Annotated in this window: 9 protein-coding genes; 6 read left to right on the forward strand and 3 right to left on the reverse strand. The window is 45.5% G+C overall.

Going from position 1 to position 5,072, the window contains the following annotated elements; translation table 11 throughout:
- From RMO35_RS02705 to RMO35_RS02730, 6 genes are all read left to right on the forward strand, one after another.
- Positions 1–272, forward strand: a 272-nt coding sequence (locus RMO35_RS02705; protein WP_309738391.1) for a rhomboid family intramembrane serine protease, incomplete at its 5' end; no start/stop codon positions are given.
- Positions 273–428: 156 nt separating this feature from the next.
- Positions 429–791 carry a hypothetical protein gene (locus RMO35_RS02710; RefSeq protein WP_309738392.1) on the forward strand — a complete coding sequence of 121 codons (363 nt, stop codon included), beginning with the start codon at positions 429–431 and terminating at the stop codon, positions 789–791.
- A gap of 160 nt (positions 792–951) precedes the next feature.
- Positions 952–1,275 carry a phasin family protein gene (locus RMO35_RS02715; protein WP_309738393.1) on the forward strand — a complete coding sequence of 108 codons (324 nt, stop codon included), beginning with the start codon at positions 952–954 and terminating at the stop codon, positions 1,273–1,275.
- Positions 1,276–1,373: 98 nt separating this feature from the next.
- Positions 1,374–1,898: an FKBP-type peptidyl-prolyl cis-trans isomerase gene (locus tag RMO35_RS02720; RefSeq protein WP_309738394.1), complete on the forward strand. Its 525-nt coding sequence runs from the start codon at positions 1,374–1,376 to the stop codon at positions 1,896–1,898.
- A gap of 125 nt (positions 1,899–2,023) precedes the next feature.
- The gene (locus tag RMO35_RS02725; RefSeq protein ID WP_309738395.1) at positions 2,024–2,689 is read left to right on the forward strand and encodes a sigma-70 family RNA polymerase sigma factor; all 666 of its coding nucleotides are present in this window, start codon (positions 2,024–2,026) and stop codon (positions 2,687–2,689) included.
- A gap of 106 nt (positions 2,690–2,795) precedes the next feature.
- Positions 2,796–3,293: a Fis family transcriptional regulator gene (locus tag RMO35_RS02730; protein ID WP_309738396.1), complete on the forward strand. Its 498-nt coding sequence runs from the start codon at positions 2,796–2,798 to the stop codon at positions 3,291–3,293.
- A gap of 141 nt (positions 3,294–3,434) precedes the next feature.
- On the opposite strand, the gene RMO35_RS02735 is transcribed toward RMO35_RS02730, so the two are convergent.
- From RMO35_RS02735 to RMO35_RS02745, 3 genes are all read right to left on the reverse strand, one after another.
- Positions 3,435–4,217 (reverse strand): cobalamin biosynthesis protein CobQ, encoded by a 783-nt coding sequence (locus RMO35_RS02735; protein ID WP_309738397.1) that lies wholly within the window; start codon positions 4,215–4,217, stop codon positions 3,435–3,437.
- A gap of 102 nt (positions 4,218–4,319) precedes the next feature.
- Complete coding sequence (locus RMO35_RS02740) at positions 4,320–4,601, reverse strand: hypothetical protein (protein ID WP_309738398.1); 282 nt, start codon at positions 4,599–4,601, stop codon at positions 4,320–4,322.
- 171 nt (positions 4,602–4,772) lie between these two features.
- Complete coding sequence (locus tag RMO35_RS02745; protein WP_309738399.1) at positions 4,773–5,000, reverse strand: hypothetical protein; 228 nt, start codon at positions 4,998–5,000, stop codon at positions 4,773–4,775.
- Between the last annotated feature and the right edge of the window lie 72 nt (positions 5,001–5,072).

The following is a 5,072-nucleotide window of genomic DNA, read 5'->3' on the forward strand; positions in this document are numbered from 1 at the left end:
TTTTGGGTGGTGTGGGTACTTGGTTATTTGGCGCTAGTAACAGCGTCCATATCGGTGCTAGTGGGGTAATTTTTGGCTACTTAGGATATCTACTCGCTCGCTACTATTTCGATCGCAGCGTTAGTTCGGGCATTATTGCTCTATTTGTCGGTACTACCTATGGTAGCGTTTTGTGGGGAGTACTCCCTTCCATGCCAGGGATCTCATGGGAAGGTAATCTATTTGGCTTTTTGGGTGGAATTGCCGCAGCAAAATTTGCAACCCAGCGATAATTTTTGAGCTGGTTCAGGGAAAAGTCGCTAATTTAGCACTCAAATCTCATACAAAAGTCCGATCTAATTCGCATGAGATTCATCGACAATAAGCACAGGTGAAAAGGCTGTCTTATCTGCTCGATCCTCTTGTGGCATTACTACCAAATCTTTTGTATGTATTTCTTAGAACCAGAAGAAGAAGATTATTTATTCTGCCCATCATTAAATTGGGACGATCTGTATACTGAAGAGACTTTTGGCGATCGGCTGAGACTTTTTTACAATCAGTTTAATAGTAGCACCCGCGCTTTGCTCGATCGATCGCTGTTTCGAGAGATCGAGCAAAACTCGATCGTCATCAGTTTAGAAATACTATGTAAAAATCAAATTATTTATAAGCGGCTGAGTCAAAAACGTCAAAAAATTAGTAATGAGATTCGGTGGATTTGGCCCGAGACAGTAATTCAATTTACAATTTTGGGGTCGCAAAATCTCGAAAACCACTGGTGTAGCCAAGTTGTCGAACTGCCATCATAGACCCGAGCGCAATAATCTCCCACGCCAGCTATTTCCTATTCCCTATTCCCTATTCCCTCCCCCTGCTAACATGCAGAAAGCTCACTGAGTATATTCGGATATCTACCCGATCGAGGATCGTCCTGCCGCCTAAAATAAGGATAACGATCGAATACAGGCTATGGACAACAATAACTGGTTACAACAGATTTTGATGCTCGGCATCGGTACTACCTCCTTGGTAGCCGATCGCGTCCGCGAAGTCAGCGAACAATGGGTCAAAGAAGGTAAAATCAATCCCGACCAAGCCAAATCATTTGTCGATGACCTGATGGGGCAAATGAAGCTCGATCCGGCGCACTTTGAAGTGCAGATGCAGCGGATGATTCGCAACACCATGCAGGATTTGGGCGTACCCCGTCAAGCCGAAATGGACGAGCTGCGCGGACGCATCGACAGACTCGAACGTCAAGTGCGGGAGCTGGAAAATAAGCTATGGAAGTAAGTCGAGGGTAATATTTCAAGATTTGAAGTTATCGCTCGATCGCTGTGCCACTCTCCGCTGATGACTATAATCAGATAGTGGTTCAATTTGAATTGAGTATGAAAGAAATTTTAGTTAGTTTAGGATTGATGCTGGGCTGCGGTATTCTGATCCTAGTCTTTCAGTTTGCTGTCGGAACACCAGATGCAACTGCCGAAGCCATCCTTCAGACCAATCCAGTTGCTACTGTAAATCAGTCTACACCCGCACCCTCCAACCTAATTGCTATGGATAACGAAAATCAAGTGACAACAGCCTCGGGGCTAAAATACGTCGAGCTGGCCGAAGGAACGGGCGAAACTCCTGCCAAAGGTCAAACCGTATCGGTTCACTATACTGGTACCCTCGAAAATGGCAAGAAATTTGACAGTTCACGCGATCGCAACTCCGCCTTTGAGTTCCAGATTGGTGAAGGTCAAGTAATTAAGGGTTGGGATGAAGGACTCAGCACGATGAAAGTGGGCGGTCGTCGCAAGCTGATTATTCCCGCAGATCTTGGATATGGTGCGCGCGGTGCTGGTGGTGTGATTCCTCCGAATGCTACTCTGATATTTGATGTCGAACTTCTCAAGATTAAGGCATAAGTCCGAGCGGGTGAGAAGACCAGAGTTGGTTTTCTCACCCCAGATCTTAAGAGTGGAGATTTGGGAACATCGCCCGATGAATGATGGTCATGGAAGGAGAGGATGCTCGCACAACCATAGTCACCATGAGTCAATCACTTTCCCTATCTTGGTCCCAGCTTGAGGAAAACCTCCCTCGAACCAGAGTGCAAGTAGCTAAATTAGATAAATTACCGAACAATGAGCTAATTTTGCTCGCTCAGTCTGGATTACGTGCAGATCGAGCAGCATTGGCCGAACTAATGCGTCGGCATCAGTCTCATGTGGATCGGATCTTGTATCACTTGGCTCCAGATTGGCAAGATCGAGCGGATCTAGCGCAGGAAGTGTGGATTCGAGTTTACAAGAATATTAAAAGTCTCAACGAACCCGAAAAATTCCGGGGGTGGTTGAGTCGGATTGCCACCAATCTTTTTTACGACGAGCTTCGCAAACGCAAGCGAGTCGCGCCACCGCTGTCGCTCGACGCACCGATTAATGTTGGCGACGGATCGATCGAGTGGGATATCGCCTCCGATACGCCCAATCCCTCCGAGCATCTGAGTACAGTTGAATTTTACGACCAATTGAAAGCCGCGATCGCCAATTTACCTGCCGCCTTCCGCACGACAATTGTCCTCCGCGAAATCGAAGGATTGTCATACGAAGAGATTGCTGATGTAACCGGAGTCTCGATCGGGACTGTGAAATCACGGATTGCCAGAGCGAGAGCTGGATTGCAGTCTCAGCTCACTGGCTATTTTGAATCGTAACTAATATTCTCAATCGGGGAATATTAGTAATACATTGATATTTAGCTTGCTAAAATTACAAACTATTTGAAGTTGGGCCACACACAGGAGAATTGAGGATCGGAACATGACAGACAACTTCGATGGGGAGCGATCTGGTGCCCTTTTAGACGAGCGGTTCGAGCTACTGAGCGCCTATTTGGATGATGAAGTCACAGCCAGCGAACGCCAGCAAGTAGAAGCTTGGCTAGCCAATGATGCTGCGTTTCAACATCAGTATCGCCAGATGCAAAAGATTCATCAAGCATTCCCCCAGATGAGCGTACCCAGCAGCCAGTCTGCTCAAGCTTTATCAACTGGTGTATTTGGTAAAATCGATCGCCAGCGCAACCGCAAACTCGCTTGGATTGGCGGCGGCACGATCGCCGCGACACTGGTAGCAGCTCTGACTGGATTGAGTGGTTTGTTCGGCGGTAATAACCATCAGTTCCAATTTGCAGCGAGTAAAGCCAAAACTCCCGCACCATTAATGCTGGCACTGAACGACCCGATTTTGGCAATGCCAGCTAAGGGCGAACAAGTAATCGAGTTACCGATGTCTTCGCCAGAAGTCAACGCAGACTAAAGTTACTGAGTTTCATCAATCCCCGACTTCTAGACAGAAGTCGGGGATTTATGGTTGGTGGCGTTGCTGGATTGGTATGTGATTTCCGTATTTGTGAAACTTCCAATCCCCAAAGCCCAAAGTCTAAAACCTCAAAACTTTTTAGTTAATATCCAATCGCTTTAACATCGCCGCCCGCGCTCGATCGGCTAAACTGTCATCTAATGGTGCGAGATTAATTTCGGTTTGATACTTATTCTGGAGTGCGGTTTTAATCATCCAGTCGGCGATAAACGGATTTTTGGGAATCAGTGGCCCGTGGGAATAAGTCGCGATCGCATTGTGATAGAATGCGCCTTCAGTGCCGTCTGTGGCATTATTACCGTAGCCCTTAATTACCGTTCCTAAAGCTTCAGCATTCGGGCCGAGATAGGTTCTCCCACCGTGATTTTCAAAACCTACGATGATGGGTTTCTGCCCGCCGAGTAGCTCGGTAAGTTCGGCAGCGAGTCTTTTAGCAGTAATCTCAAATACCACGTTGCCAGTACACCGCTGGGTGTCAATGCCGGGATGTTTGGTTTCCAGATCGATAATGCCCATCCCTTCAATTTTCTCGCCCAATCCCGGCTCGTAAAATCTGCCCAATAGTTGTGGGGAACCGCAGGTAAATACGCCCGGAGCGCCTGCATCGAGTTTCGCTTTAATAGCTGCGGCTTTGGCTCCCGCGAGATCCCGCATGACGATCTCTTGTTGGCGATCTTGGGCACCACCGCCAGCCATGATATCAACTTCGAGGATGAGATCGGGATGAGAATCGCGATCGTAGGGGATAACTTCGACATTAATTCCCCGCCATTGAGCGCGTTGTTGGATGGCGATGACATTCCCGCGATCGCCGTAAGTACTCATGAGGGTAGGATAGAGCCAGCCGATTTTTAATTCCATGTCTAGTGAATAGTGAATATTAGTTTAGAGATCGGCTGTAATTCTTGCATCTTCAAAACTTTGCCAAGCATCATCCTGATTTCTACGCGTAGCTATCTATTGCTATGGTAAGTATTTATAAAGAGCCAATAATCCTCCACCTACAAAAGCTACTGTTATACCCGTAATTATTGGCTGAATTACCGAGCCTTTATTATCTAAAGCTTTAATCTCACCTTCAATTTTAGCTTGACCAATTTGAAGTTTGGTAATGTCTTCTTGCATCCGATCTATTTTCTGGTCTATTTTCTCAAACTGTCGATCTACCTGTGCAAACTGTCGATCGATCTTCTGGTCTAGTTTATCCAGTATCTCTTTGAGGTCGGTTTCGATAGTTATAGTCATGGCGATATCTCAAATGGTGGTTGTTATTGAAATTATATTAAATGTATCGATCGGCACTTCGCTAGAATGCTGTGTAAGTAACTATCTAGCCTACAGTAGGGTGGGCATTTCTCAATAAATATGTTTTAAATATTATACATTTAATAAATAATTGCACATTCTTACTTATTGCTATGGCAAATATTTATAAAGAGCTAATAATCCGCCACCGACAAAAGCTACTGTTATACCCGTAATTATTGGCTGAATTATCGAGCCTTTATTATCTAGAGCTTTAATGTCACCTTCGATTTTAGCTTGACCGAGTTTAAGTTCTGTCATGTCTTCTTGCATCCGATCCATTTTCCGATCGAGTTTATCAAGTATTTCTTTGAGGTCGGTTTCGATAGTTATAGACATGGGGATATCTCAAATGTTTATTATTAAGATTATACTAAATGTATCGATCGGCAACTTCGCTCTAATGCTGTG

The sequence above is a fragment of the Chamaesiphon sp. OTE_20_metabat_361 genome, assembly GCF_031364565.1.

Excerpts from the sequence above, each read along its gene's own strand:
- RMO35_RS02710 (WP_309738392.1), top strand. The coding sequence starts at position 429 with ATGTATTTCTTAGAACCAGAAGAAGAAGATTATTTATTCTGCCCATCA.
- RMO35_RS02715 (WP_309738393.1), top strand. The coding sequence starts at position 952 with ATGGACAACAATAACTGGTTACAACAGATTTTGATGCTCGGCATCGGT.
- RMO35_RS02720 (WP_309738394.1), top strand. The coding sequence starts at position 1,374 with ATGAAAGAAATTTTAGTTAGTTTAGGATTGATGCTGGGCTGCGGTATT.
- RMO35_RS02725 (WP_309738395.1), top strand. The coding sequence starts at position 2,024 with ATGAGTCAATCACTTTCCCTATCTTGGTCCCAGCTTGAGGAAAACCTC.
- RMO35_RS02730 (WP_309738396.1), top strand. The coding sequence starts at position 2,796 with ATGACAGACAACTTCGATGGGGAGCGATCTGGTGCCCTTTTAGACGAG.
- RMO35_RS02735 (WP_309738397.1), bottom strand. The coding sequence starts at position 4,217 with ATGGAATTAAAAATCGGCTGGCTCTATCCTACCCTCATGAGTACTTAC.
- RMO35_RS02740 (WP_309738398.1), bottom strand. The coding sequence starts at position 4,601 with ATGACTATAACTATCGAAACCGACCTCAAAGAGATACTGGATAAACTA.
- RMO35_RS02745 (WP_309738399.1), bottom strand. The coding sequence starts at position 5,000 with ATGTCTATAACTATCGAAACCGACCTCAAAGAAATACTTGATAAACTC.